Annotated in this window: 20 protein-coding genes and 1 tRNA gene; 10 read left to right on the forward strand and 11 right to left on the reverse strand. The window is 54.7% G+C overall.

Translation table 11 applies throughout. The annotated features are described in order from the left end of the window. Positions 1-13: 13 nt before the first annotated feature. The 5 genes from NP_RS09480 to NP_RS09500 all read left to right on the forward strand — a co-directional run bounded on the left by NP_RS09480 (position 14) and on the right by NP_RS09500 (position 3,481). Positions 14-85, forward strand: a tRNA-Thr gene (locus NP_RS09480). Between the two features lie 202 nt (positions 86-287). Then, entirely contained in the window at positions 288-650 is a 363-nt protein-coding gene (locus NP_RS09485) for a hypothetical protein (RefSeq protein ID WP_049939634.1), read from the forward strand. Further along, positions 647-1,219: a hypothetical protein gene (locus NP_RS09490; RefSeq protein ID WP_011323626.1), complete on the forward strand. Its 573-nt coding sequence runs from the start codon at positions 647-649 to the stop codon at positions 1,217-1,219. Before NP_RS09485 ends, NP_RS09490 begins: the two co-directional genes overlap by 4 nt. Before the next feature lie 265 nt (positions 1,220-1,484). Continuing rightward, positions 1,485-2,591 (forward strand): hypothetical protein, encoded by a 1,107-nt coding sequence (locus tag NP_RS09495; RefSeq protein ID WP_011323627.1) that lies wholly within the window; start codon positions 1,485-1,487, stop codon positions 2,589-2,591. Further along, positions 2,588-3,481, forward strand: a complete 894-nt coding sequence (locus NP_RS09500) for a hypothetical protein (RefSeq protein ID WP_011323628.1) — start codon at positions 2,588-2,590, stop codon at positions 3,479-3,481. Before NP_RS09495 ends, NP_RS09500 begins: the two co-directional genes overlap by 4 nt. A 1-nt stretch (position 3,482) precedes the next feature. Here NP_RS09500 and NP_RS09505 read toward each other — a convergent pair whose 3' ends face one another. Continuing rightward, complete coding sequence (locus NP_RS09505) at positions 3,483-5,495, reverse strand: SWIM zinc finger family protein (RefSeq protein ID WP_011323629.1); 2,013 nt, start codon at positions 5,493-5,495, stop codon at positions 3,483-3,485. Positions 5,496-5,675: 180 nt separating this feature from the next. On the opposite strand from NP_RS09505, the gene NP_RS09510 reads away from it, so the two are divergent. The 3 genes from NP_RS09510 to NP_RS09520 all read left to right on the forward strand — a co-directional run bounded on the left by NP_RS09510 (position 5,676) and on the right by NP_RS09520 (position 8,915). Beyond that, positions 5,676-6,011, forward strand: a complete 336-nt coding sequence (locus NP_RS09510) for a hypothetical protein (protein ID WP_011323630.1) — start codon at positions 5,676-5,678, stop codon at positions 6,009-6,011. A gap of 155 nt (positions 6,012-6,166) precedes the next feature. Beyond that, entirely contained in the window at positions 6,167-7,576 is a 1,410-nt protein-coding gene (locus NP_RS09515; protein ID WP_011323631.1) for a DEAD/DEAH box helicase, read from the forward strand. Next, complete coding sequence (locus tag NP_RS09520; RefSeq protein ID WP_011323632.1) at positions 7,563-8,915, forward strand: DUF790 family protein; 1,353 nt, start codon at positions 7,563-7,565, stop codon at positions 8,913-8,915. The genes NP_RS09515 and NP_RS09520 overlap by 14 nt, the downstream gene beginning before the upstream one ends. A 75-nt stretch (positions 8,916-8,990) precedes the next feature. Here the strand turns inward: NP_RS09520 and NP_RS09525 are convergent, their stop codons facing one another. Together NP_RS09525 and NP_RS14435 are read right to left on the reverse strand one after the other, a co-directional pair. Then, positions 8,991-9,857, reverse strand: coding sequence for a hypothetical protein (locus NP_RS09525; RefSeq protein ID WP_148215455.1), 867 nt, complete (start codon positions 9,855-9,857; stop codon positions 8,991-8,993). After that, positions 9,857-10,123 (reverse strand): hypothetical protein, encoded by a 267-nt coding sequence (locus tag NP_RS14435; protein ID WP_148215456.1) that lies wholly within the window; start codon positions 10,121-10,123, stop codon positions 9,857-9,859. Before NP_RS14435 ends, NP_RS09525 begins: the two co-directional genes overlap by 1 nt. A gap of 308 nt (positions 10,124-10,431) precedes the next feature. Here NP_RS14435 and NP_RS15220 point away from each other — a divergent pair, with 308 nt between their 5' ends. Continuing rightward, positions 10,432-10,584 (forward strand): DUF7837 family putative zinc-binding protein, encoded by a 153-nt coding sequence (locus NP_RS15220; protein WP_011323634.1) that lies wholly within the window; start codon positions 10,432-10,434, stop codon positions 10,582-10,584. 169 nt (positions 10,585-10,753) lie between these two features. Here NP_RS15220 and NP_RS09530 read toward each other — a convergent pair whose 3' ends face one another. From NP_RS09530 to NP_RS09545, 4 genes are all read right to left on the reverse strand, one after another. Continuing rightward, complete coding sequence (locus NP_RS09530; protein WP_011323635.1) at positions 10,754-11,722, reverse strand: hypothetical protein; 969 nt, start codon at positions 11,720-11,722, stop codon at positions 10,754-10,756. A gap of 219 nt (positions 11,723-11,941) precedes the next feature. Continuing rightward, entirely contained in the window at positions 11,942-12,997 is a 1,056-nt protein-coding gene (locus NP_RS09535; protein ID WP_011323636.1) for a hypothetical protein, read from the reverse strand. Beyond that, complete coding sequence (locus tag NP_RS09540; protein ID WP_011323637.1) at positions 12,994-13,485, reverse strand: PDDEXK family nuclease; 492 nt, start codon at positions 13,483-13,485, stop codon at positions 12,994-12,996. Before NP_RS09540 ends, NP_RS09535 begins: the two co-directional genes overlap by 4 nt. 97 nt (positions 13,486-13,582) lie before the next feature. Beyond that, positions 13,583-14,026, reverse strand: a complete 444-nt coding sequence (locus NP_RS09545) for an HD domain-containing protein (protein WP_011323638.1) — start codon at positions 14,024-14,026, stop codon at positions 13,583-13,585. A 227-nt stretch (positions 14,027-14,253) separates the two neighbouring features. On the opposite strand from NP_RS09545, the gene NP_RS14440 reads away from it, so the two are divergent. Next, positions 14,254-14,667, forward strand: coding sequence for a hypothetical protein (locus NP_RS14440; protein WP_011323639.1), 414 nt, complete (start codon positions 14,254-14,256; stop codon positions 14,665-14,667). Between the two features lie 225 nt (positions 14,668-14,892). On the opposite strand, the gene NP_RS09550 is transcribed toward NP_RS14440, so the two are convergent. From NP_RS09550 to NP_RS09565, 4 genes are all read right to left on the reverse strand, one after another. Further along, entirely contained in the window at positions 14,893-17,979 is a 3,087-nt protein-coding gene (locus tag NP_RS09550; RefSeq protein WP_011323640.1) for a UvrD-helicase domain-containing protein, read from the reverse strand. 67 nt (positions 17,980-18,046) lie between these two features. Beyond that, positions 18,047-18,268, reverse strand: coding sequence for a hypothetical protein (locus NP_RS09555; RefSeq protein ID WP_011323641.1), 222 nt, complete (start codon positions 18,266-18,268; stop codon positions 18,047-18,049). Further along, on the reverse strand, positions 18,268-21,150 hold the full coding sequence (locus NP_RS09560) for a UvrD-helicase domain-containing protein (protein ID WP_011323642.1): 2,883 nt from the start codon (positions 21,148-21,150) through the stop codon (positions 18,268-18,270). The genes NP_RS09555 and NP_RS09560 overlap by 1 nt, the downstream gene beginning before the upstream one ends. Continuing rightward, positions 21,143-23,731, reverse strand: a complete 2,589-nt coding sequence (locus NP_RS09565) for a PD-(D/E)XK nuclease family protein (RefSeq protein ID WP_011323643.1) — start codon at positions 23,729-23,731, stop codon at positions 21,143-21,145. Before NP_RS09565 ends, NP_RS09560 begins: the two co-directional genes overlap by 8 nt. Positions 23,732-23,874 lie beyond the last annotated feature (143 nt).

Genomic DNA, 23,874 nt, shown 5'->3' on the forward strand with positions numbered 1-23,874 from the left:
CGGTGGAGTGCCTGCCTGGGTAGCTTAGCGGTAAAGCGCGTCCTTGGTAAGGACGAGAGCCCGGGTTCAAATCCCGGCCTAGGCTTCAGCCCTTTTCCCTAAAGCCCAAAACGACATTCACTTAGTGGTTTCCCCGCTATTGGTTTCCAATCTTTCTCGTATCTATTTTCGTATAATCTGGTGGCGTCATATGTAGAGTAATGTGAGTCCGATTGAGTAGCTCGATGTGCAAGCTGTGTGCAGTCAGCGAAACCGTTATGGGTCTATGTGCAAGATATGCACATAGAATGAGTGCAAGCGATGACCCGCGGCGAGTCCACTTCCAGTCCCCGGAGTACCTCGTTGACCGCCTCGACGCGATCGCCGATCTCTTCGATAAGGATCGGACGGATCTGCTCGTCGAAGCGATCCGTGAATACATCGAAGATACTGCCGACAGCGAGACGTTTCAGGAGCTCGTCGCAACGAAATACTACGACGACCAACTCGACTTCGAGACCGTCAAGCAACTGGTCGGTGCTGAGAGCGCCCAGCGTCTCCGCCTACTCAAGAAAGACCTCGAAGACGAACCACTCGATCTTGCGGCACCCGACGATATCGATATCTACGATGGCAAGGCGACGACAGTCGATGCAGATGACGAGCGATGAGCGGTTCCCAACTGCGAACAGCCGTCGCCGACACCAGTGCGCTCGTTAGTCTCGCCGTCCCCCATGCCGACTCAGCCTTCGATACCGAGAGGACTCCCGATCCACTCCAGTATCTCCTTACCTCCTGTGATGTGTTCGTGCCACCGGAAGTTCTGACGGAACTCCGCGAAATCACACAGTATCAGGACATCCACGCCGCCGCCGCAAGCAATGTCCTCGCAGCTCGCACCCACTATACGGTCGAGGGTCCCTACGAGTATGACGCCACGCCGGATTCGCGGCCAACGTTCGGGCTTGACGACGGCGAAACCGACGGCATCGTCCTCGCGAACGCCCTCTCTGCGGATGGGTTTCTCACCGATGAGTTCGGTGGGACGAACTTCCCGCTCATCCATGCGGTTCTCCAAGGACCTCGTATCGTGCCGACACCGCGGCTCATCTGTGACTACGCCCGGAACGGTCACATGACCCACGAGGAAGCGAAAGCGTTGATCACGATGATTAGCCCACATCGAAGCTGGGAGAACAGTCCCTACGTTGGACAGTTACTCCAGTACCTCGAGGAGTAGGCATACTATGGGCGGTCAGCCTGGGCTTCGGAGTGGACCGTATCGAGGACAAACACGCTATGCTGACGCTTCGAGGTACGTCATGAGTTCTGCGTTACTGATCCCGATTAGCGATCCCACCTTACCAAGCGATTGGCATGCTTCTTCGAATTACTTGGTAAGGTAGGCCTTTTAGAGGCCGATATCGCAGGTTCTGCGCTCGCTTCGTCACCGATTTCCTGTTGACACCTGGTTCTTTTTCTACCCGCATACGTAGCCCCAACTAATGAGCGACTGTCGCTACTGCGAGCAAACTTTCAACGAGGAGACTGCGCTCCGCAAGCACCTCTACGAGGCCCACGAACGTGACGAACTGAGTCGAATCGACCGAAAGCGTGTCGAGCAATACATCGACGAACACAGCGTAGATGAGAGCAGTAACGACGCGGACACGGACGGCAGTCAATCCATCCAGCGTGAACAACGAACAGTCAATACATCAGACGGCACCTATCCTGCCGATGCATGGGAACTCAGTGATGTCGAAGCACTTTCGACGGACGAAATCGTCGCGAAGCTCGAGGATCACGGTATCGAAACAAACGAGACGGCGTTTCGGAACCGAGCAGAAGACCTCGATTCGGCGACGACACTCTCTGAGCAGTGGGAAGCAGAATACGAGGTTGATGCCACGGGCTATGATCAGGACTTTATCTGGATGGCGGCACAGGAACTCTGGGAGCGCTGGATACCCGAGGTTCCGAATAAAGAACGGATATACGACTTCGTACAGGAAGGCCGCGATCTCCGAGAGAAGGGGAACCGTGCTGGAGCCTGCAATCAGTGGCTAACTGCCTGGGAGTACATCCTCGCTGTCATACCCGACGAGAGTACGACCATCGAAGAGGCAGACCGAACATTGCCGACGTTTCTCTCGCTCGAGGCGTTCATTCGATCGCTCGACAGCGATCTTGCCACCGTCGCTGAGGGCAATCCGGCGTATCACGAACATCGACTTGAGTTCTGTCGGGAGGTCTGCGACCAGTTTCCTGACGCAGACGACGAGTTCCTGCTCGACTTTCGTCACTTCGTCGCCGACTCGCTCGCGGAACTGGGTAGAACCGCTGACAGCAGGGCCGAGCTCGAGGCGCTCATCGAGGAGTACCCCGAGGATCCTTACGCATATAAGAAACTCGCGGATAGCTACTGGCTTGATGAGCCCGACGAGCTATCGATGGAAGAGCTGGAGCGTACTGCGGAACTGTATCGAGCAGCGCTGGACGTCGAGGGCCCTCTCGAAGGAGCGTCGATGGTAGCCGACTGTCTCGAGGACGTCGAAAACCGACTGACTGACGCGAGGGCGTCCGACGAACGGGGAGGTGAAAAGCCATGAAGCTTCGATACTATGCTGACGCACCAAACTACGATGATCACGAGCAGATCATCGACCTCCTGTACACGATCTCCGACAAGTACGGCATCACAGTCGAGATCGAGCGTGTGAATAATCGGTATGGGTCGATCCAGGTCTTTCCGGGAGACATACGCGAGAATTCGCCGGAAGACGTCTACGACCGGGATTTCCACTACAACCGGACGCTTGGCTCGAATATCGACGAATCGCCGTCACAAGCATTCAAAGCCAGTGGCCGACACGTCGACATCGATGGGTACGTTGGCATCATCGACGACGGACTCGTCTGGGCGACAACCAACCGCGGTGATCAAATCGGCTATGGGCCGGACGTCGACCCTACGGACACCACACTCGGATTTCTCGATCAGGCCGCCAATCACGGGCTGGAAGCGATTGAGGAGAAGTACATGGATGAAGACGAACGTGAGCGAACCGTCATCGAGCAGTTCCTCACAGCAGATGTGGTTGACGGCACTGTTCATCGAGATGTTGTTGTCGGTACGTCACAACTCCCCGACTCGCCCGCGCATGGAGTGGACAGTTCAGTCGGCGAGATAGTTACCCGGACGGTCGATGCCATCATCGAGACGGACGAGAGTGACTGGATCGTTCAAACGGCGAAAACTTTCGAGGCATCGGCGTTCGACACCGCTCTCGGACAGATCCTCGTTCGCGATCGGCTCTACCGTTTCGATACAGGCACGAATACAGACACGACTCTTGCGATCGTATTCAATACGGTTCCCTGGGAATTGGATATCGACGCTGTTCCGGCGACTGTAGATCAGTTGACCGCGATATCAGACGGACCAGACGTTCGAGTGTTTGCCGGTCGTGATAGAGAGTTCAAGGAGGTTACCGAGTGAGTCAAAACCCGGCCTTCTCGAGCTCGTCGAGGAATGCTGGCCGATTCGAATGTTTATCCTTCAGGAACTCGACGAACTCTTCGAGCCGAGCGTCAGAAACCAACCCCTGCATCGACTCCAGGTGATCCGCAATTTCTCGATAATGACGACGCCCCGTCTCACCGGCGGCAAACGGGATCAACTGTTCGCGGTACATCTCGAAATACTCGATCGGATCGACCGTTGCGACCGGGTCCTGATAGCGACGCATCCACGATAGATTCTCGGCTTCCTTCAGTTCGAAGAATGCCTTCTCGAGATCCATCTCGTGGACGTACATAGAGATCAACCGTTGTCGGTCACGCTGGTCGAGTGTACGCTCGAACTCTCCGTATATCGACGCCCATTCGCGATCGGTACAGGCCTCCTTTAGCTCGTCGTAGGCGTCCCATTCAGAGTGATCGAGGAACAGTTGCTTCAACAGCGCCTTGTATTTGTCCGGCTCCCGATTTCGGTAGAGATCGACGGCGAGCCAGCGCAGGTCAGTCGTCGAACGGAATGTGTCAATTCCGTGTTCGACGACCTCAAGTGCACGTTCTTCGTCGTCTTGTTCGATCAGCCGCTCGGCGTACGCCTTACAGAACCGCTTGTCTTCGAGGTAGATCTCTTCGTACAGCGTATCCAGAACATCTTCCTCGCCAAGTTCCTCCAGCACGTACACGTACGTCGAGAGGACACGTCGTTTCTGGAGCTTCGAAGCAAGATCTGACTCGGAAGCACTGGATTCGGGCGATTCGATTTCAACAGTGTGCCGTTCGACGGTTGTTGGAGCGTCCACGCGGAGCTCGTCAAACGCATCGCCGACGAAGTATCCGATCTCTAGTGGTCCGACTGCTAAATGCTCGACATCAAGCGTTCCGCCAGTAAAGTCGTCCGTAGAGAGCGGTCCGGTCGCGAAATCCGAAGTATAGAGGACATTGTCGGTCCGCCCGTTTTCGACAGTTGTGTCTGTCTCGTCTTCCGACTGCGCGTTCGAACCGTCTGTCGGTTCGCTTGATGAGATGTCTTCTTGAACGTCGTCCTGAGTCGTCTCCGTCGAAGAGCCGACCGATGCTTCGAGTGCCCCTGGCTCGAGGTCGACACCCGAAACGTGTGCATCCAACAGCTCGAGCCAGTATTCGAGGTCCGCTCTCGTTGTGCAGATCGTCCGTAATGCTTCGGCGTAGTCCTCGCTGGCAAATCCGTAATCCGCATCGATGAATTCCCCGAAGAGATATTCGATGTGCGGTCGCTTTTCTGGGTGTCCATACCCTTGTTCGGTGATCGTCTCAGCGTACCCCTCGATGGCACGGCTCAATTCGCGACCGTAGTGCCCGCTACTGTCGTCGATCCGATTCATATTCTCACGGATTGTCTCCGCCAGCGCACGGTAGAGATCGGTCGCTGTGCCAATGTTTCCACGACTTCGGTGCATTTCCACCAAGTCGTGATACTGGGAGAAGTCGATACGAGTATCGTATTCGATCATGCCACCACGACCGGCTGCATCCTCGAACAGACGGTCGATTTCTTGTTTGTAATCGTAGACCGTCTTGCCTGGCTCCTCACCAGCAAATGCGACGAAACGATCACGGATATCACGGTCGTCCGCGATGATGTCGAGGAGAAACGTTCGAAGCTCGTCGTCAGGCGTCCGGTCGATCAGGGCTTCAACATCGACCGTCTCGGAGTTATCTGATGAATCGGCTGTCTCAGCAGTTGACTCGGGTGAGCGATCTTCGACGGCCAAGAGTACAGCGACGATGTGCTTGCAATCTCCAGCATAGTCGTAGGGGCAACTACAGACGGTCCGAATCGTGTCGTCCTCGATGTCGATTGAGATATCGTAATCGCGGGATCCACGAACGATTGCAGTAATGTCTCCGCCCTCGACCTCCAGTTTCTGAATCCTATCCTGCTCGTAGTACTTGACCCCCCGTTCGAAGGACTGTTCCGTACAGAACGAACGAATTTTCGATCGGGTCGGGTACTCCATTACTGGCTATCTTTTCCTATGAAAGAGCGTGGCATAGAAACCTTCGCACGGTAGATCAATCCAACTGTTGTCAAAAATAGCGTGCAAGATGGAACGCGCATATGCAGCACCAACTATCCCATCCTGACTGAGTTCCAATTTCTCGGCAAGATTTACAAGATACCCGATGAATCGTGACGTATGGACGTAGACTGGCAAAACTCGGGTGGTATCGTTGCACTTGGTTTGTTGGGGATTGCGTTGGTGTTGACGCTGGCCGGTATCGAGACTGTGGCAGGATACGAGGTACTTTCCGCTGGCCAATCGGCATTCGGATTCCTCGCAGCGGGGAATTTCAGTCTTGGTGTGCTCTCCGCAGGCATCTTTTCAGTCGGAATCTTCTCCGCAGGGGTTTTCTCGGTCGGGGTTTTTTCAATCGGGATTTTCGCTGTTGGACCGTTTGCTTTCGGGATCTACGCCATCGGATTCTACGCAACACAAAAGTATGTCGCATCTTCAGAAACAACCACTGGTTAATGAACGGTGGCGAGTGTTGACTACAACCTCTATATCTTGCACGACGATTTCAACATATCCGTGGTCTGCCATTCTGGACAGTAGGAGGATCTACGCTAATCCCTATCAGTATCTCCAGCAAGTCCAAGTATCTCCCAGGGCGTAGGCCAAGTTGAATGCGTATTGCGTTTGAAGATGGAACGCTTCTTCTCGAAAATGCGCCAGACTCTATCCCATATGCTGAATGGGACGACCGTGTCGACGAGTATCGCGCGCGTGCCCAACACTATCGTGAAATCAAAGAGTGGACAAGCAAAACTGACGGACAAGCAACGCTCCACGAATCCGCAGCGACTGTAGACAGCGTTGAGGACGTTGCTCGTGCCTATTCTGAATTTGCTCTTACACCGTCTGTCGCGATTGAACCGCGTGACTATCAGCAGAAAGCCCTCTCAGCGTGGCGAGCCAACGACCGCCGTGGAACCGTCGTACTCCCGACGGGAAGCGGGAAGACGTTTCTCGCTGTCCAAGCTATTGCTGATGCGGGCGTCAGTACGCTCGTTGTTGTTCCGACGATCGATCTGATGAACCAGTGGCATGCGACGCTCACCAACGCTTTCGGTGACCAGCTTCCAGATGGAATCGGCGTTCTCGGCGGAGGAAGCCACAACGTGACCAATATTACGGTGACAACCTACGATTCTGCCTACCGCTACATCAACGAATACGGCGATCAATTCGGACTCCTTGTCGTCGACGAGGTGCATCATCTACCTGCGCCAACCTACCAGCAGATCCCCGAGATGACGATTGCCCCGTACCGACTCGGCCTGACCGCTACCTACGAGCGTGCCGATGGGCAGCACGAAGAACTGGAAGATCTACTCGGGACGGTCGTCTACAGAGAAGAAGTTGACGAGTTGGCTGGCGACTATCTCAGCGAGTACGAGACGATTCATCTCCAGGTCGAACTCACGCCAGACGAGCGAGAAGAGTACGATGAAGAGTATCAGATTTACCGCGACTACGTGGATAGCCACGAGTTTGACCTCTGGAAAGAACGTGGGTATCAGGAGTTTCTCAAACGGACATCGTACGACCCGCAGGGGCGACGAGCGCTCATCGCCAAACAGCGCGCCGAAGAGATTGCGCGTACTGCCACGAAGAAACTGGACACGCTGGATAACCTTCTGAAACGCCACTACGACGACCGGGCAATTATCTTCACCGCGAACAACGACTTTGCCTACGACATCTCCCAAGAGTTCGTTGTTCCGTGTATCACGCATCAAACCGAAACGGACGAACGGACAGCCATTCTCGAGCGGTTCCGCACTGGTGAGTACTCGATGCTGGTCACGTCCCAGGTCCTCGACGAAGGGATCGATGTGCCGGCAGCGAACGTCGGTATCATCCTGTCTGGAAGCGCTTCGAAACGTCAGTATGCACAACGGCTGGGACGGATTCTACGTCCAACGGATGGCCGGCAGCCAGCCCGCCTCTACGAAATCATCGCCGAAGATACGGTGGAAACCTACGTCTCCGAACGGCGTCGACAGGGGGTGACGTCGGATGCTGACAGCTGATCTCGCCCGCTCACGTACGTACGAGGATACGATCACTCCGCTGTTCATCGACACTGACGACCAGCGGTATCGAGACACAGCCGAAGAGCTGATTCACATCTTTGAGGAGCATCTCGGTGGACCGAAGGGAGAATTGGAAGACACGATTGATCAACTCACTGCCGCAGATACGGACTACAAAATCGTTCAGGGATTAGCGAAGCTACTCAAGGACGAGTGTGAATTCGAGACTGTTGCGCCAGTTGCCCCACAGAGGATTCGAGAGGAACTCTTTGCAGTCGCGAATGACAATTATCCGATCGTCCGACAACCGACGCTGGGAGAGGATACAAAGTCAATTTGGGTGTATAGTACAGTTGCTGAGAGACTCGGTATCACGCTCGAAGAATGCTATCGGGGGATGTACGCGGACTTGGAAGAAAACCAGCAACTGGTTCGATTCGGACACCGTGTTTCTGATGAATACGAAGGTGTAGAGGACTCAACAACGACGACTCGGCTAACGGGCAATAGCGAGGAATCTTACGCCGAGGACACGGTTACAGTAGACTGGCTGCTGACTCGATACAATCTTGCCTTAGCACAGGCGGTACTGTACGATGCAACTGAAATGCGGGTACGTGTCTGGGACTCGTTTGCGACAGTGTTCAGCTACGTCAAATTGTTCGGGTTGATGCACCGTATCTATCCAATTGACCGTGACGGAAACCGGGTCCCCAGTACCGACGTTGCAGATGGGTATGAAGCGGTTCTCGATGGAGCGGTGTCCCTCTTTTCGAAGTCGCGAAAGTACGGCATTCGGATGGCGAATTTCCTCCCTGCACTCCCGTTGTGTGACCGCTGGGAGATGGAAGCCGACATCTTAGACGATGACAGCGGACCATCCAGTCGGACGCTCTCATTTGAACTTGATCATACCGAGGGATTGTCCTCCCACTACTCGGCACAGAGTGATTTCGACTCTGACGTGGAGCGGACGCTCGCCCAGAAGTGGGAGCGAGCAAACACGGATTGGGAACTCATTCGAGAAGATGACGTACTGGATCTGGGAGCGGAAGTGATGCTCCCTGATTTTGCGGTCGAACACCCTGATGGACGCCGAGTGTTGTTCGAGATCGTTGGATTCTGGACACCCGAGTATCTGGATGAGAAGCTGGCAAAGATACGAGATGCTGACCGTGACAACCTCATCGTCGCTGTGTCCGAACGGTTGGATTGCTCGGCTGACGATTTTGAAGGGATGGACGACCGGGTGCTGTGGTTCAAGTCGGGAATTCACGTCTATGACGTCGTGGAGTTAGCTGAGGAATATGCCGTTGAAACGACGCTGGAACATTAACAGATCGATAAAATTTTTCTATCGGTTATGGATGCGTGATAACAACGGCGGGAAGACGATTAATTGTAGTTAAGATCAGCAATTATCGAGACCATTGTTTAGAGACGCATCCACGAATAGATTATAGAGATCTTCATCACACAGGACGGTTTGGAGAAGTTCCTGTACTTCATCTGTAGACTGGATCAGATTGTATCGATTGACGAGCCGTTCTGCCATGTCGAGTTCGATGGTTCGATCGGTCGCGATCGCCTCTCGGAGTGCGAGACGGACGATCTGGAGATCATTTCGTGATCGGAACCCCCATTCGTGGGCCCGTTCTTCGACCTGGTTGTCATAGCTATCGAAGCCGATGACGTCGTGACATTCCCGGCAGAGCGTGATGCCTTGGTCAGGATCTGTTGACCAATGATGGTAGTCGAGACTGCCATTGACTCCGGATACATCTTGTTTAAGCTGACTGATCCCTCGACGACAGAGCGGACAGGTGAGTTCCCAGTCCCAGCCGAATTCCGACGCCTTCGCGCTGAGTCGGTTAGTGTATTCATCGTTGCGAGGCTGGCCTTTGTAGTTGGTAATGCCAGCCCAGAGCCACTCGTTCCAGTACGCCTGGGTCATCGCAGTCAGCGTCGGCGGTTCGACTAGCTCTTTGTAGGCTGCGTCGACGGCGACTGCACACCAGCGTCGAAGTTCGACTTGACAGGTCGTACATCGGCTGTCGAATTGCGGGACAATCTGCGGTAGTCCCTGTTCGTAGGTCGCGACGACATCTCCGCAATTAGGACAGAGGACGACAGTTGGCGTCGATTCAAAGATAGAAGTTCCATCGGTTGCCGCGAGGACGGAGGCGCGATCACCATATGGTTGAGGATCGTTTTCCGGCTCCGAGCGGATCGTCGGCAGTGATGGCACGTCCTCCAGCGGTTGCTTGGATCGACTCATCAGTCGATCAGATGCTGTTCCGGGTACTCCGCTTCGGGAGCGGTCTGTCCTACTCTGAGCTGTTGGATGGGCTCGCAGCCGACAATTCGCCAGGTTCGATCCTCTTTGACTTCGTGGATGCGCCACATTCCGGGTTGCTCTTCGAGACAGAGAAACCGGAAGCGGTGTCGAGTACCGTCCGCACGACTGGTGAAGGCGATGGTTGCTTCGGTTTCGCCGCTGGTGTCGACTCGTCTGTTCCGCTTGGGTGGGCTTCTTCTGCTCATATTTGTTGAGATGGACGGACATCACGGGTGTGTACACCACTACCCACGTGTCCGTTCCACCTCTCCCGGCGGATACAAACTGATCCTGCAGCGAACCTTACCAAGAATTCTGATAGCTCGTCTAGCCGCGCTTGGTAAGGTTGGCTGTACAAGACGATATCACGATCCCGTCGCAGTCTACCGGTTTTACTTCCACCATAGTTGGAGAGTCTATTTATGACCACAGAATGATCGTGCATACAGAGGGTACCCACCCTCGTGTCACACGCTCTCCCCGCGATTTCGGAACAACCGTGAGGTGCATACTGATGTCTACGACAGGACCTTCGACACTCGGCGGCTGTCCGTTCTGTGGTGCCGATGTAACGAGTACTAACGTTCTCATCGAGTACGAGGTAGACGGACAGCCCGCGGTATTCGCAGAATGCCCCCAGTGTCGCGAGGTGGTAAAACCAGAATGAGCTCGCTTCAGCGGCTAAAACGAGTGTTCACATTGACGGACCGAACTGTCTCGGTCGTTGAATGCAGACAGTGCGGAACGTCGCTTACTGATGAAACGGAGACCTGTCCGGAATGTGGTTCCCAAGAAATCGCATGCTATGAGTTCTGAAACTGGTGTTTCAGACGTGGTTACTCTTTGATTTCTGTCCCTGTTCGAAAGCTTGTGAGCTCGTCAATACGATCTTCGAGTTCTTCGATTTCTTGGCGGAGTTGATCGGCTTCCTCTCCCTCGGTTGCAGCAAGTTGCTCCTTGAGCCCCTGGAGACGAGTCTGCTTGACCTCTTCGTCGACCTCGGCCTTGCGGACGTACTCACGTTCGTCGATTTCGTAGACACCGGACTCAGACAGTTCGGTGACCTCAAGAGCCTCATCGATCTTATCGCGATCAACGCTCATAACTCGCTCCTGATCAATCCCGGCTTCTTCTAGGATCTCCAGAACCTCTTGTTCGTCCTTGAGCGTTCGGTTCCGGCGTGTCGTTCGCTGAACGGAGCCATACGGCCCGCTGACTGGCCGATCATGATGGAGGCGGTTCAAGAGAACATCTGCGACATTCTTTCGGAATTCGTTAGCGTTGCGCTGGACATCTGAAAGGAGGGTATAGAGATTCACCAGCCCGTCTGTCTCCATGTCGTCGAGTGTGGCGACATCGTGACGTTCGAGTGCATCAACGAGCAAGAGCGCATCAGCGTAGATGTTCAGATCGGGTTCAGTTCGTTCTTCGGAGGTCGATTCGGAGTCGCTTCCGAGGAGTTGATCGGACGTTGGTTTCTCTGTTTTGACGATCACGCCATTGTCTTCGTCAATCTCGAATCGGGGATGAAGGCTCAACACGGCTGGATATGGATCCGCATCGGATGGAAGTCTATCCAACTCGAATCCCTCTGGTTCGTCACTGACTCGGCGGTAAAGCGTCTCGAACTGATCACGCTGAAGCGGACGTTTCTCGTCGGCGTCTTCGAATTCGATGATAACACGATGCTCTTGGACATCGGTAATCCGGAACCGCTTGTGTGACAACGGCGTAATTAGTGTCGCTCCGTCAGGAAGATCCTCAAGTTCATCGAGAAGTGTGTGCCAGCTCGCCGTGAATGGCATACCTACTAGTTGACGTGTCATGGCAAAACTCTGCGGGCGTCGTTCACCAAGACACGTGAGGAGAGTCGCTTAACTCGTGAGCGGATCACGACCGTGGTCCGTTCCCGTAACGTCGCAGGACGAAAACAGATCGGAGAAAGCCTCCACCAGACACGAGGATGATTCGTAACAGGTCGTCAGTTCATGTAGGCCTCAGATGAGGAAAGGGGGAAACGGATACTATCGAGAAGCGATGTGTGCATCGACGATAGGTTTGTCTCGCTCAAGGAGAGCTTCTAATTTCCCGCTTCGAGCATCGACATGGATTTCTTCTTGCCGCCAGTTCTGCGACGCTTTCGCTTGCCAGACACCATAGAGCGTTGCTTTGGGTAGCACGATGACGCCAAATGTAACGGCAAAGACGTAGAGCAGCGTCGCGATCTGGTCCCATGAGCCAGTAAGCTGGCGCTGAACGTCGATAGCGAAATCCACGTGGACGGCTGGGATCTTTCGGTCGCGCGCCTGATCGACGAAGCCATAGTCGTTCGAGAAGAGGATTACGCCGGTCGGTTCGTTCTCATAGTACTCCAGACAGCCCTCGATGATGGCTTCGTCACTAGGCTCGCTCGCGATGATATCGTGGGAGCGTGTTTCGCGAAGGCGGCGATATTCTCTGAGTCCGAGCCGTGTTTCGCGGTTATCCTCCGTCGGTTGACCGGCGAGACGCTCAAATTCCGGACCCAGAGCATCGGCGAGACGTTCAGCATCCATCGCATTCTTGTCGTACCGGTAGCTGATACTGAGTTCCTCATCCACGCCAGCAGGAAGCGTATACCCATTGACTGGTGTACGCCCTGTATCGTCGCTGTAGAGTTCTGGATCAATGCCAAGAACATCGTGCATCCGCCAGGGAAAGAGATTGGTATCGAACCCGGCGTAGCGAGGTGGATGACCTGCCTGAAGATCCTGATACCCGTATCGATCGATGATCTTATCGACCTCCTCTCGGTTACGGATATCGACGAGCCCACTCGCGACGAGCGCTTTGACGTAGGCAGCGCGGTTGGGGAGTTCTTCACGCACCTGGGAGCCGTATTCGCGTTCGATCTCTTCCAAATGCTGTTCGTAGGAGACTGCTCCAGTGGTGATGGACACTGTGCTTGCAGCTGGATCGGACAAGTCTATACGAAGCAACTCTCCGAGTTCCGAGGCTGGATGTTCGACCGTGATCGTCTGCTCGTCGAGTTCGTAGTACGCATTCAAGAGGAGCGTCAGATGCTGACGAGCGAGATTCATGACAGCACCTCTGTGAAGTCGTACAGTTCGGCAGCCGGTTTGGGGATGTCTGGGTAGATGCGACTGTAGTACTTGCTCGATTTGAGATAGAAGTAGAAGATGTGGTCAACGTCAAATGTTGTACCGGCGTTGAAGGCGATCACGGACATGAATTTCCGACCAGGCGTAACATCGACGGCAATCTCCGCATCAGCATCTTGGGCTGCCTCGATGGCTCCTCGAAAGTGACTCACGATTGCGTCAAACTCTGTCTCGTGATCGATAGTTCCAATCCTGATCTCCGGTTCGGCCACGCCATGTTGTTCGAGAATCGTTCGCGTTAGATTGCTCGCTGTGTCGATCGAATCTCCCAACCCAGGATTGTTGAGAAAATAGACTGTATCCGGGATGAATTGCTCGTCTATCCCATCGCCGACACACGCGGCTGCAATCGGATTCACCATTGCCTCGATGGTCGTACTTCCTGAACTGATCCAAACGTGGTCCATCCAGTAACTACCTCGTAGCAGATTGGTATAAGGATTGGCCGATGACCACGCAGCTATCCTACTGATTCTCAAAAACTGTCGAACGTGACCAGTTTGGTCAGTTCGTCGTTTCCTCCGCCTGATCCATGTCTTGCAGTTTGATCCATGCTTCGTGATACGTTTCTTGCTTTTCGAGGACCGATTCATTCACGCTGTCCAACCGCGTCAGATCCATGTTATCCTCGATGTCAGCGATTTTCACTTTCCTCGCGGTCGGATTGGCTGCTGCCCGTTCGACGAACTCCATGTATGACTCGTCCTCACGTTTCGTGAGCGCATCAACGGCATTGCGGATGTCTGGCCCGAACTCTTGCTCGATGACCTCCAATGTGTAGTTGGCATCTTCGACGACATCATGGAGGACAGCGACGACTCGTTCTCTTTCGGTATCCATTTCGTCCATGACGCGAAGCGGATGACGGATGTAGGTCTCGTTCGCCTTATCGGTCTGTCCTGCGTACGCATCAACGGCCAGATCGATCGCCTGTTCGAGATCGTTCATATGGATCAGTAAACAACGGTCTATCTTAGTGTTGGTTGCAGAGGGATATTGGCGAATCTGGTGAACAACAAACAACCTGCTGATATTGTGCCAGTTGTCGTACAAGACTTAGAGGATCAGAGGATAGACTTATAATCGGGTCACAGCCATCGAATTCAGAGTCATGTATCTGTTACCTACATTTTGTATCGGAAAGATTTTAACGGCACACACGTGCTTGCTTGGTAATGGCAGTCGCAAACCTTGTTGACTCATACGGTGGCGCACCAGTAGACGGCTTGATTAGTGACTTCCATTCTATCGAGATGATTGGCCAATCGAGTGTTGATTCCGAGTTACCCAAACTGCGAATCTGGTGGGATGATCCTGACGCAGTAGATGCGGATTTTGTCGAAACTGAAACTTGTTTTGTGGAGGAGGTGTACGGCGGAGGGGGTAGTCAGAACCAGAGTTTGAAGATTCATGTGGCCGATTCATACGAAGATGCGGATCTACAGTCTTCTGTAGAATTCGAACAAGTACGCTACGCCAGACGAACAGTCAGTCATCCAAGAGGTGGTGACGTCTCGGTAGTCGTCGTCCGCTTTGATCATCATCCGACTCAAATGGGTGAAGAAATCATTGAAGTCCATGTTGAGTGAGATCCTCACCCTCCTGTATTGCAGGGTTCTAATTCACAGGTGATTTCATCGTAGTACACAAACTACCTGTCTGGCAGGGTCTATTCCCCGTGATTCGTAGAGCGGTAGATACAATACTCGCGGCTCTGTTTTACACTGGCCCACCCACCAATTTTCCGATGGGTTCCGCTGTTTCACTGCATTCGGTAAGAACCCACAGAGTATGCTGAGCGGTGAACTTTCTGGCTATCGCGACTGGTCAGCACGATAAAGCTCCATTGCGGTGGTTTCGGTACCAAGCTGAACCTGTGTGTCGCCGTTGAATTCGTTGATCTCAATGCTCTCGAATCGATACCAGACCTCTTCCTTAACTGTCGGTGGCGACTCGGTGGCCCATGACACGAATCGAATCGTTCCAGACTGATCCTCAAGCACTCCTGCTTGATGCTGAGTCTCGTGTAGATCATCCCAGAGGAGCTGTACTTTCGCAGTGATTGATTCTTCCTCGTCACTTGGGGAGAGGCTGGCCACCGATTGATTGAGGGTCAAATATGGTTTGATTTCCTCGATGAATAGCGACCATTGCTCCCCACGGGTTAGAACGTGCATTTCCGATTCAGCACGGGTTAGCGCCACATAGAACAGCCGCCGTTCCTCCTCGACCGTCGCCGTCTCAAGGTCTTGGACAGGTGCAACCAACGAGTTTTCTCGGTGATCTGCTGGAAAGCCGTACATTCCCGAGACGACGTTCAACACGATCAACTGCTCTGCTTCACGTCCCTTTGCCTGGTGAACCGAGTAAACGGCAACCCCCGCATCAGGGTCGAAATCGGGATCGTATTCATCGGGCATATCCTCGGGCCGATAGTGATCGTCTTTCCCGTCGTAAGGGATGTTCCGTCGCTCGAGTTCCGCTTTCACCCGGTCGGTGAACGGTGCGCCGGCATCGTATCGACAGAGAACCATCGCGTCGCTTGGTTCGGTGCCTATACCCTTTTCAAGGCGCTGTTCGACGAGGTTGGCTGCGTACTCTCCAACCCTGCGCTCGTAGGCGTTCTCGGTGTAACCGTCGAGGACGTGTAGCGTCGGCTGGCAGTCGTGACCTGCCGCCGCTCGAACGGTCTTCGCGATCTGGTGGTCGTTGTTGGCGATCAGGTCGTTACCTGCCTCAAGGACTGTCACCGGGTTCCGATAGTTTTCCGTCAGGCGGGTCTCCGCTGTCGGTCCAAAATTCTCCTCGAATGCAATGAACTGGTCGACATCTGCTCCCTGGAACGAGTAAATGCTCTGCCAGTCGTCGCCGACACAGAACAGCCGCGGGGTCTCCTGCAGGTCCTCACCACCAGTAAATGCTCGAATGAGTTCCAGCTGGTGTCTCGAGACGTCCTGAAATTCGTCAACCAGCAGGTGATCGAACTGTGCCCAGTAGGATTCGGGGTCGGCCTGGATGGCGGCGATTGCCTCGTTGATCATGTCGTCGAAGTCGACTAATCCTGCCCGGTCCAGATACGCATTGTACGCTTCAAGCACGAACGCACCGCAATGGCCGAAGTGATATTTCCGGGCATTGGTTGGGGTCAACCGTGATCGGGCGTCGTCCGCATCAATCCGGAACGTCTTGGCGTTGTGGACGAACGACGCCAGCGATTCCTTGATATCCCGCTCTTTTTTGTTGTATTCGAAGGCTTGATTGACGAACTCTTCGAAGTCGAGTCGGCGAAGTTCCACGCCGGCGTGTTCGAGCCGATGCTGAAGCGCTGCTTTGAGCCGTCCCGCTTCGTACTCAAACTCATAGGTTTCGATGAGACTCCTGTCGTTGTTGACGAACTCCTCCCGGGCCCAGAACAGCTTCTCGTGGTACTGGTCGGTACTCCAGGAGAACCATGGCGAGACCTCTCCGTTCCTGTCGAGTCCCCAATGTTCGATGTAGAGATCATACTCCGGGAGATAGAAGTCTGGACGGTATTCGCCCTTGTCGTCGGCACTGTCCGCCCAGGTTGCAACGGCCTCGTACTGGTAGGTCACGTCGTGGGTGAACAGGAAGTCGGCGATAACCCGTTCAGCACGGGAGGCGACGGTTTCGCCGGCAAGCGTCTCGTAGGATTCCTCGCTGCGTTTGGCGACGTAGTTGGTCCGCGAGTCGAAATCAGCTTCCTCAAGATGTGTGTGATCATAATGAAATAGGAACTGTGTGTAGTGTTCGAAGAACCGCTCACGCTGTCCATTTCTGGCCTCACGGATGACCTCGTCGATGAGGTTGTAGAGATCTTGGCTATCCGCGACGTCCAGATATCCGTCGGCGGTTTCTTGGGCGATTTCGTAGGCAAACGAGTGGATCGTCCGGACATCGGCTTGCTCGATCCCGAATTGCTCTTCGAGGCGAAGTTCCATCTCCCTCGCTGCTTGGCGGGTATACGTGAGGGCGGCAATCCGAGCCGGATCGACACCTTCGGCGACGAGGTAGGCAACCCGATAGGTTAGCGCGAGGGTTTTACCCGTGCCTGCGGCGGCGACGACGAGATTCCGGAGATCGTTGGTGACGACCGCCTCGCGCTGCGCACGGTTGAGATCGTTACCCTCCTCATCGATATCCGAAAAGAGGTCATCGTACTCGGCACAGCGGCGATCGACAAACTCGTTGTTGTAATCTTGGAGGTGTTCGATTATCGCGTCGAGTGTGGTTTCGACGTCGCTTAACCTGTGACGATCAGTATCTGCGAGCAGGTCGAGATTGAGTTCGTTCCTGAGTCTATCAAGTTGATCCCTGATCTGTCGACAACGCTCGTTGATCTCGGTTTGCTCCGGTCGCGTGAGATACTGGTCGTACGAGCGGTAGCACTCTGTCCGTTCGTAAAGTCGTTCCACTGTGCGTTCCATGGCTGGCATCCGGTCGTCAAATTCGACCTTTGCTTTGAGGAACGATTCAAGTTGGTCGTGTTGGCGCTTCCAGTCTTCAAGTGTCTGCTGCTCTTCAGAGCGAAGGAAAGCTTCTGGGGGACGGTCCACAGAAAGCTGTTCATCGAGGTCGACATGGAATGAGTCGAGGTCGTCACGGAGGTGTTGAAGCGTCTTCTCGTACTTGGGACTGGCGTCAATCGACTGCCCGTCTTCAATTGCAGGCGAGAGATCTGTGTGTAGCCGCTGGAGATTGTCATCTATGGTCGAATGTAGTTCATCGTAGCGCGTTTTGACTTGTTCGCGGGCGACCTCGTATCGGCGTCGCTGCTGTTCGGGATCGCCAAATAGCCGGATGTGTACAGCTTGAGGGAGAAATCTGCGTCCCCACCGACGTTCGTCACGCTTGAGTTCGTGTTGCAATTCCTCCCATGTCATAGACTGCTCCTACTGATGTTCCTGTACCCTGTCTCTCGAAGGCACTGTTTTATGAAGCGTTCCCCAGTCACAGCCTTTCGTAGAGTACGTCGAGGATCTTCCGCTCTAGCGACAACAGGATTCCGAGGCTCTCGACATCATTATCGTCGTATGAGGCTTGTACGGCCTTCGACACCCGGTCGTGCATTGCCACCAGTTGCTCTGTATCGATCTCACGAAGATTGATTGGTGTATCTTCTCCCCACACGTTGGTTGCAACTTCGTGTTCCCTGTCAGTAAGCTCAGTCATTATATTTCAGTACTATGCCGTCGGATAACATCATGCAGTTCGTCGAGTGACAGGGGATCGATCCGTTCTCGAACACCGTCGCTCGTGTAGAACAGACTCGCTGTAATCGTTTTCTCTCGAAACCACTCGGAGAGAACGTGATAGTACACGCTAACCTGCTTCCGATATTCCGGCTGTGCCCGTCGTGTACTGTCGGTCTTGTAATCGATGATTTCGATCGTGTCGTCGGTTTCGTGCACGAGATCGACGATCCCAGAAATCGTAACTCGATAGCCATCGACTTCCAACGGGAGCGTTACTGGCTCTTCGACGTACAATCGTCCTGATAACCCATCAATGAGTTCTGCGGCACGTCGTTCGTGTTCGTTTGATGCCGTCACGTCCTCACCCAGTGCGTACGCCTCCGCAAAGTCGTGGACGCGAGCGCCGAAATCCATCCCTCGTGTCTCCGGTTCTTCGTCGGGGCCTAGTTCCATCTGTTCGCCCGTCTCCTCGAAGACGGTTTCGTCCATCAACGAGTGGGGGCTATGACCGATCGGACTCTCGGGCGCTGCCACCGCAAACGGGAGTTCCGCTTCTACGTGTTTCTCGTGATCAACGGGATCAATCGACACGTCGGGTTCGTTAATCTCGACTGGAAGTTCCTCGAGGAACGTATTGAGGTCTTCACCGCCCGCGAAGAGGACATGCTGTTCGGCTCGCGTGATTGCGACGTACAGCAGCCGTCGCTCCTCATCATACTCTCGTGGCAGGCATCGTCGAAGTACATCTGAGCGCCAGTTGTCGTAGACGTGGGGATACGTTCGTTCCTCGGAGTAGACCTTCCGCTGCCGGAGTCCGATTGGATCCTGATACTGAATTATGCCGGAGCCACCCGATCGAGGTGGGAAGCTCCCGCTGTTCATGTTTGCCATAATAACGATCGGATACTCCAGCCCCTTGGCAGCGTGAATCGTCTGGACTGTCACCGAGTTATCGCTCGCGCTGGCATGGATATCGACGCTGGTTCCGTTCTCGATCCCGCGCTCGATAAACTGGATTACTTCCCCACGGGTCAGCGTCGTCGAATCATAGACTGACTGGATCGTGTGGAGGAGCGCATCCGCCGTATCGCCATGGAAGCCATAGCGATCAAAGATGCGACGAGCGACTGCGCCAACCGATTCGAGACCGCGAAGCTCGTCCCGGAACGTGGCCAGTTCCGTTGGATAAGTCTCTGTCTCAAGGATGTGGTCGATCTCGTCGAGTGTGTAGCCTGCCCGCTCTAGCACCACTGCCCAGCCTCGGTCGGCATCCGATTCGAGAATCCGAAGCCACGCCAGCAGAAGTTTGGCCGGATCAGTCCGGAAGAGTTCGCTGCCACCATCGTAGGCCATCGGGAAGTCGTACTCGTCGGCGATATCGAGCAATTCCCGGCCATAGTCTCGCGTCCGCGTGAATACTGCAACGTCCCGATACTCCGGTACCCGCGGCTCACCATCTTCGTCTTCGACGGCATAGTCGTCATTCCCAACGATGTCCTGAATTTTCGAGAGGAGCGCCTCATGTTCGTCCTCGTGTTGGATCCCCTCTATGACGGTATTGTCGAAGGCAGCGTTCGATGAGAGTTCGACAACATCGTCGAGCGTCGTGTCGACATCTTCGCCGCTTGTAGCCGGTGTCACGATCGCATCCTCGGAAAGATCGATAACCGTCTCCGTCGATCGATAGTTCTCCTCTAGTTCGATTCGGGTGAGATCATCCGTCTCGAAGGATACCCGCTGGGAGTCGCTGTTGAGGTCTGCGCTGAACGTGTCGAGGCGATCTTCGAACTCGAGAATGTTCTGAACGTCCGCGTACTGGAAGGCGTAGATGCTCTGTTTCCAGTCACCGACGACACAGAAGTTGTTCGTTCCCGAAAGCAGCAGCGCGAGCTTGAATTGGATCTCGCTCGTGTCCTGGAATTCGTCGACCATGACGTACTCAAAGCGAGCCTGTTCCCGAATCCGCGGGTTCTCACAGAGGAGGACGAACGCGAACAACTGGAGGAAGCCGAAATTGAGGTAGTTCCGATCCAGCGCGAACTGCAGATACTCGAAGTATACGTCGTGGACAAACGCCTTGAGCCGGTCACGATCCTCGTGAAACACGTTAGTTGCGACCGTCTCGTCCAACTGTTTCGTCCCGCGACCTCCACGCAGCTCTGACTTTGAGGGCGCATCGGAGAGATAGGTCTTGTTCCGCCCGAAGCGACTCAGATCGTCGCGCAGTTGTGATTGCTTCCGTCCGTCGTTACGTGGCTCATTTACCGCATCGAACTGCTGTTTGAACGCCCCGAAGTCGCCGTCGAGGTGCGATTCGCCGTCCCGATACCAGCCGTCGGCAGTTGGGAAGATTCCCTTCGACGCGAGTTCCCCGATTAAATCGAGTAGCCCACCGGGATTCGATAGGACCCGGTAGAAGTCGGTATACTCGGAGTGATTACTTCGGAACTGGCTGAAGAACTCTCGGAACAGTTCGCCCTCGATAAGTTCGTTGTCGACGACTCGAGTCGATCCGGTAATTTGTCCGTCGAGACCGAGATGTCTCGGGGTCGCATAGCCATGTTCGGAGAGGATATCGTGGCAATGAGAATGGAACGTCTGAATCGGGGCGTCGGCCAGCTCTCGGAGGCCGTACGTACTGTGCTCGACAATCCGCTCTTTCATCTCCGCAGCGGCGCTTCGGGTAAAGGTCACGAGTAGAACGTCCTCTGGTTCGACATCGGGCTGGTCGATGATGTTCCCGTAACGGCGGGTGATCGCGAAGGTCTTCCCAGTCCCGGGGCCGGCGTCGACGAGGTAGAGTCCCTCCGTGCTCTCGATGAGTTCCTTCTGTTCGTCGTTGGGCGTCGGTTCAGTCATCGCTCTCACCCTCTAGGAGGAGATCTCGATTGTTTATCCGCCGGTAGTTCGGCTCGCCGGCCAGTCCATCGACGGGGAACCGCTCTTCACCGGCCCGTCGACGGTTGAGTTCCTCAAGACGCTCATCGACGAAAGATTCGAACGCATCTAGGTCGTCTCGGAAGAACGTCCTCTTGCGAACGCCGTTAAGTTCGCGAATCGCCTGATCGGCACCCTTCTCGGCGTCTACGTCTTCTGCTGTCCCCACGTCGACAGCGGTTGTAAACTCCTCAGCGAATTCCGATGCCCGCAGCTCTCCTTTGTCCGTCGTTTTTGGGAAGGCCAACTGATCCATGATATCGCTATAGGCCGGATAGCCGAGGTCCTCGAAGGTTTCCTCACAGTCGTTGTAGCCGTCGAGCAGTACGTCGTAGGCGTCGCGGGAGCCGACGTACTCATCGAAGGTGAACGGGTAGTACGAGACGGTCGTGAGGGCATCCTCCATGTTTGCCTCGCCTGTGATGACGTCGTCCATCGGCTCGAGGAAGTGGAAGAAGGTAAACTCAAGCGACTCGTCGGGATGGATCGTTCGATAGTAGGTGAGATACAGCGCCGCTTGGAAATTCGGCGTATCTGCCGGTGGATCGACCGCAGCACGTTTGACGATCTGCGAGGTTCGCTTCTTGCTGCCGCTTTTGTAATCGAGGAGGTGATCCGGCGCTTTGACGAGGTCGATCTTTCCCTTCACGCCGAGTGAACTGTCTTCGAACCACCGTTCAGTGAGCGGCGAATCGACCGGTTCATCAAAGTACTCCGCAAAGAAGTTCGTTCCCCACCCGGATGCCGGCGTGAGGAAGTCATCCGACTCGGGACCGTGCTCATCGAGATACTCCACGATCATCTCCAGGCCGATGCGGTACGTCCGCCGACGCAACGTCTCATCTGCACTCGAAAAGAAGGGCTCAGCTTCCCCAAGCATGACGTCAACGAGTTCTTCGAGGTCCGTCGTCGCGATAATGTCGGGATAGTTCACGTAGAACTCCGCGAAGTCGTGAAAGAGGTTCCCTTCGACGAAGTGTTCCTGATCTGGCGATTCAACGAGCCGGCTGAAAAAGTAATCCCGCGGACTGTTGACGTAGCTGTTGAGACTCGACTGGCTGATCGTCTCGATGGTCTCCGGTTCGACGCCAATCGGTTCGCGGTCGAAGCCGCCATCGTTCGAACGAGGTCGTCTGCTGTGTTCGACCGAATCCAGATCGCTGAATCGCTCGAACTCCTCATCAAGGAGATCACCGAGGTAGAGACATGGAGTGACCGGTTCTCCACCAGCAGCATCCTGGACAAGATAGTACTGCTGGTTGCCGCTCTGGAGCAGTCGCTGGAAGCTCCCGATGTAGCGTCCGAACTGCTGTTCAGTATCAACCCACGGACGCTGTGGAGCCGAGTGCGTCCAATCTTGGCTCATTCCGAGATGGAAGACGACGGGACGATCAACGTATGCGGAGGACTTCGCATCTGCCAGGAGGACGCCCTCGTTGTCTCTGTCGACGGGTACCTCGTAGGTCTGCAGGTAGTAGGCAAGGCGATCGACACCATCGTTGGTCACGGAGTCGTCAGCAAGCCCGAGGTTCTGCAACTCTTCATCGAAGAGGGGGAGTTCGATCCCAGTTTGATTCGTATATGTACTGAGCACCTCCGCGAACGTCCGTTCCTCGATAGACGCACAAAATTCCTGTAGCCACTCGATTCCTGGTGTGTCGACCGTCTCCAGTCGTTTTTCGTGATCGTCGATCGGGACGTCGACGCCCATCTGGGTGAGTACTGGCTGGACGTCGCCGACGGTTGTTTCGGAGCCCCGGAAGGCGATCCGAAGGAGGCGGACGAATGCACGGTGGTGTGGATCGTCGATGAATCCCGGTCCACCGTAGAAGGGAATGTCGGCTGCTTCCAGAGCGGACTCGACGAGCGAGGAGTACTGACTGCTCCCCTCGAGGACGACCGCGACGTGTTCGGCGTTGTGTGCCGTGATCGTATCCAGGAGTGCGGTGACGATATCGGTCGCCGACTCGAAGACGTGAAACTCCGGATAGTCGAACGACTCGTCTGTGAACAGATCGATACGGTCGAAATCGTCGGGGAGAATGCTACGCTCTAGGTTGGTCAGCTGGTCGTACCCGACGACAGCAACCGACTGGTCGTCGTCGATCGTGTACCCGGTGAGCTGTTTCGAGGTCGTCCGAAGGGTTCGCATGATATCGACGACCTCGTGGGTCGTCTCGTCGACGTAGGCGTCGTACTTGAGGATTGCATCGAGACTGCCCTGGTGTTCCCAGCACTGGAGGACGTTCCCGATGGCGTAGGCAACTGCTTTCCAGTCGTGGTCAGTCTGCTCGATCACTTCGAGGAAGGCGAGGCGGTCCTCTGCCTGTTCGCGTCGGCCAGCGGCGAGACGCCGCGGAGGGATGGCAAAGTGTCCGAACTGTGGTCGGTCGAGACGGCGGTTGAGAGCACTCGCGAACGGGGCGTCGGGGACGAGAACGAGGTCGTAGTCTTCGACTTCTTCGTAGAGTGATTCTGCAGGTTTCGCTCTGCGGATAGGCACGAATATATGAATTACATACCAGTCACAAAAAGATAGTGACGCATTCTAATGTCAGAAACTAGGTATCAAACCATCCCCGGTAGACATAAGTGCATTCTCTTTGGAGGTTAGAAGTATCCTCACGATCAACAGATACCTATCCT

Origin of the sequence: Natronomonas pharaonis DSM 2160, assembly GCF_000026045.1 — an archaeon.
Classification (GTDB): domain Archaea; phylum Halobacteriota; class Halobacteria; order Halobacteriales; family Haloarculaceae; genus Natronomonas; species Natronomonas pharaonis.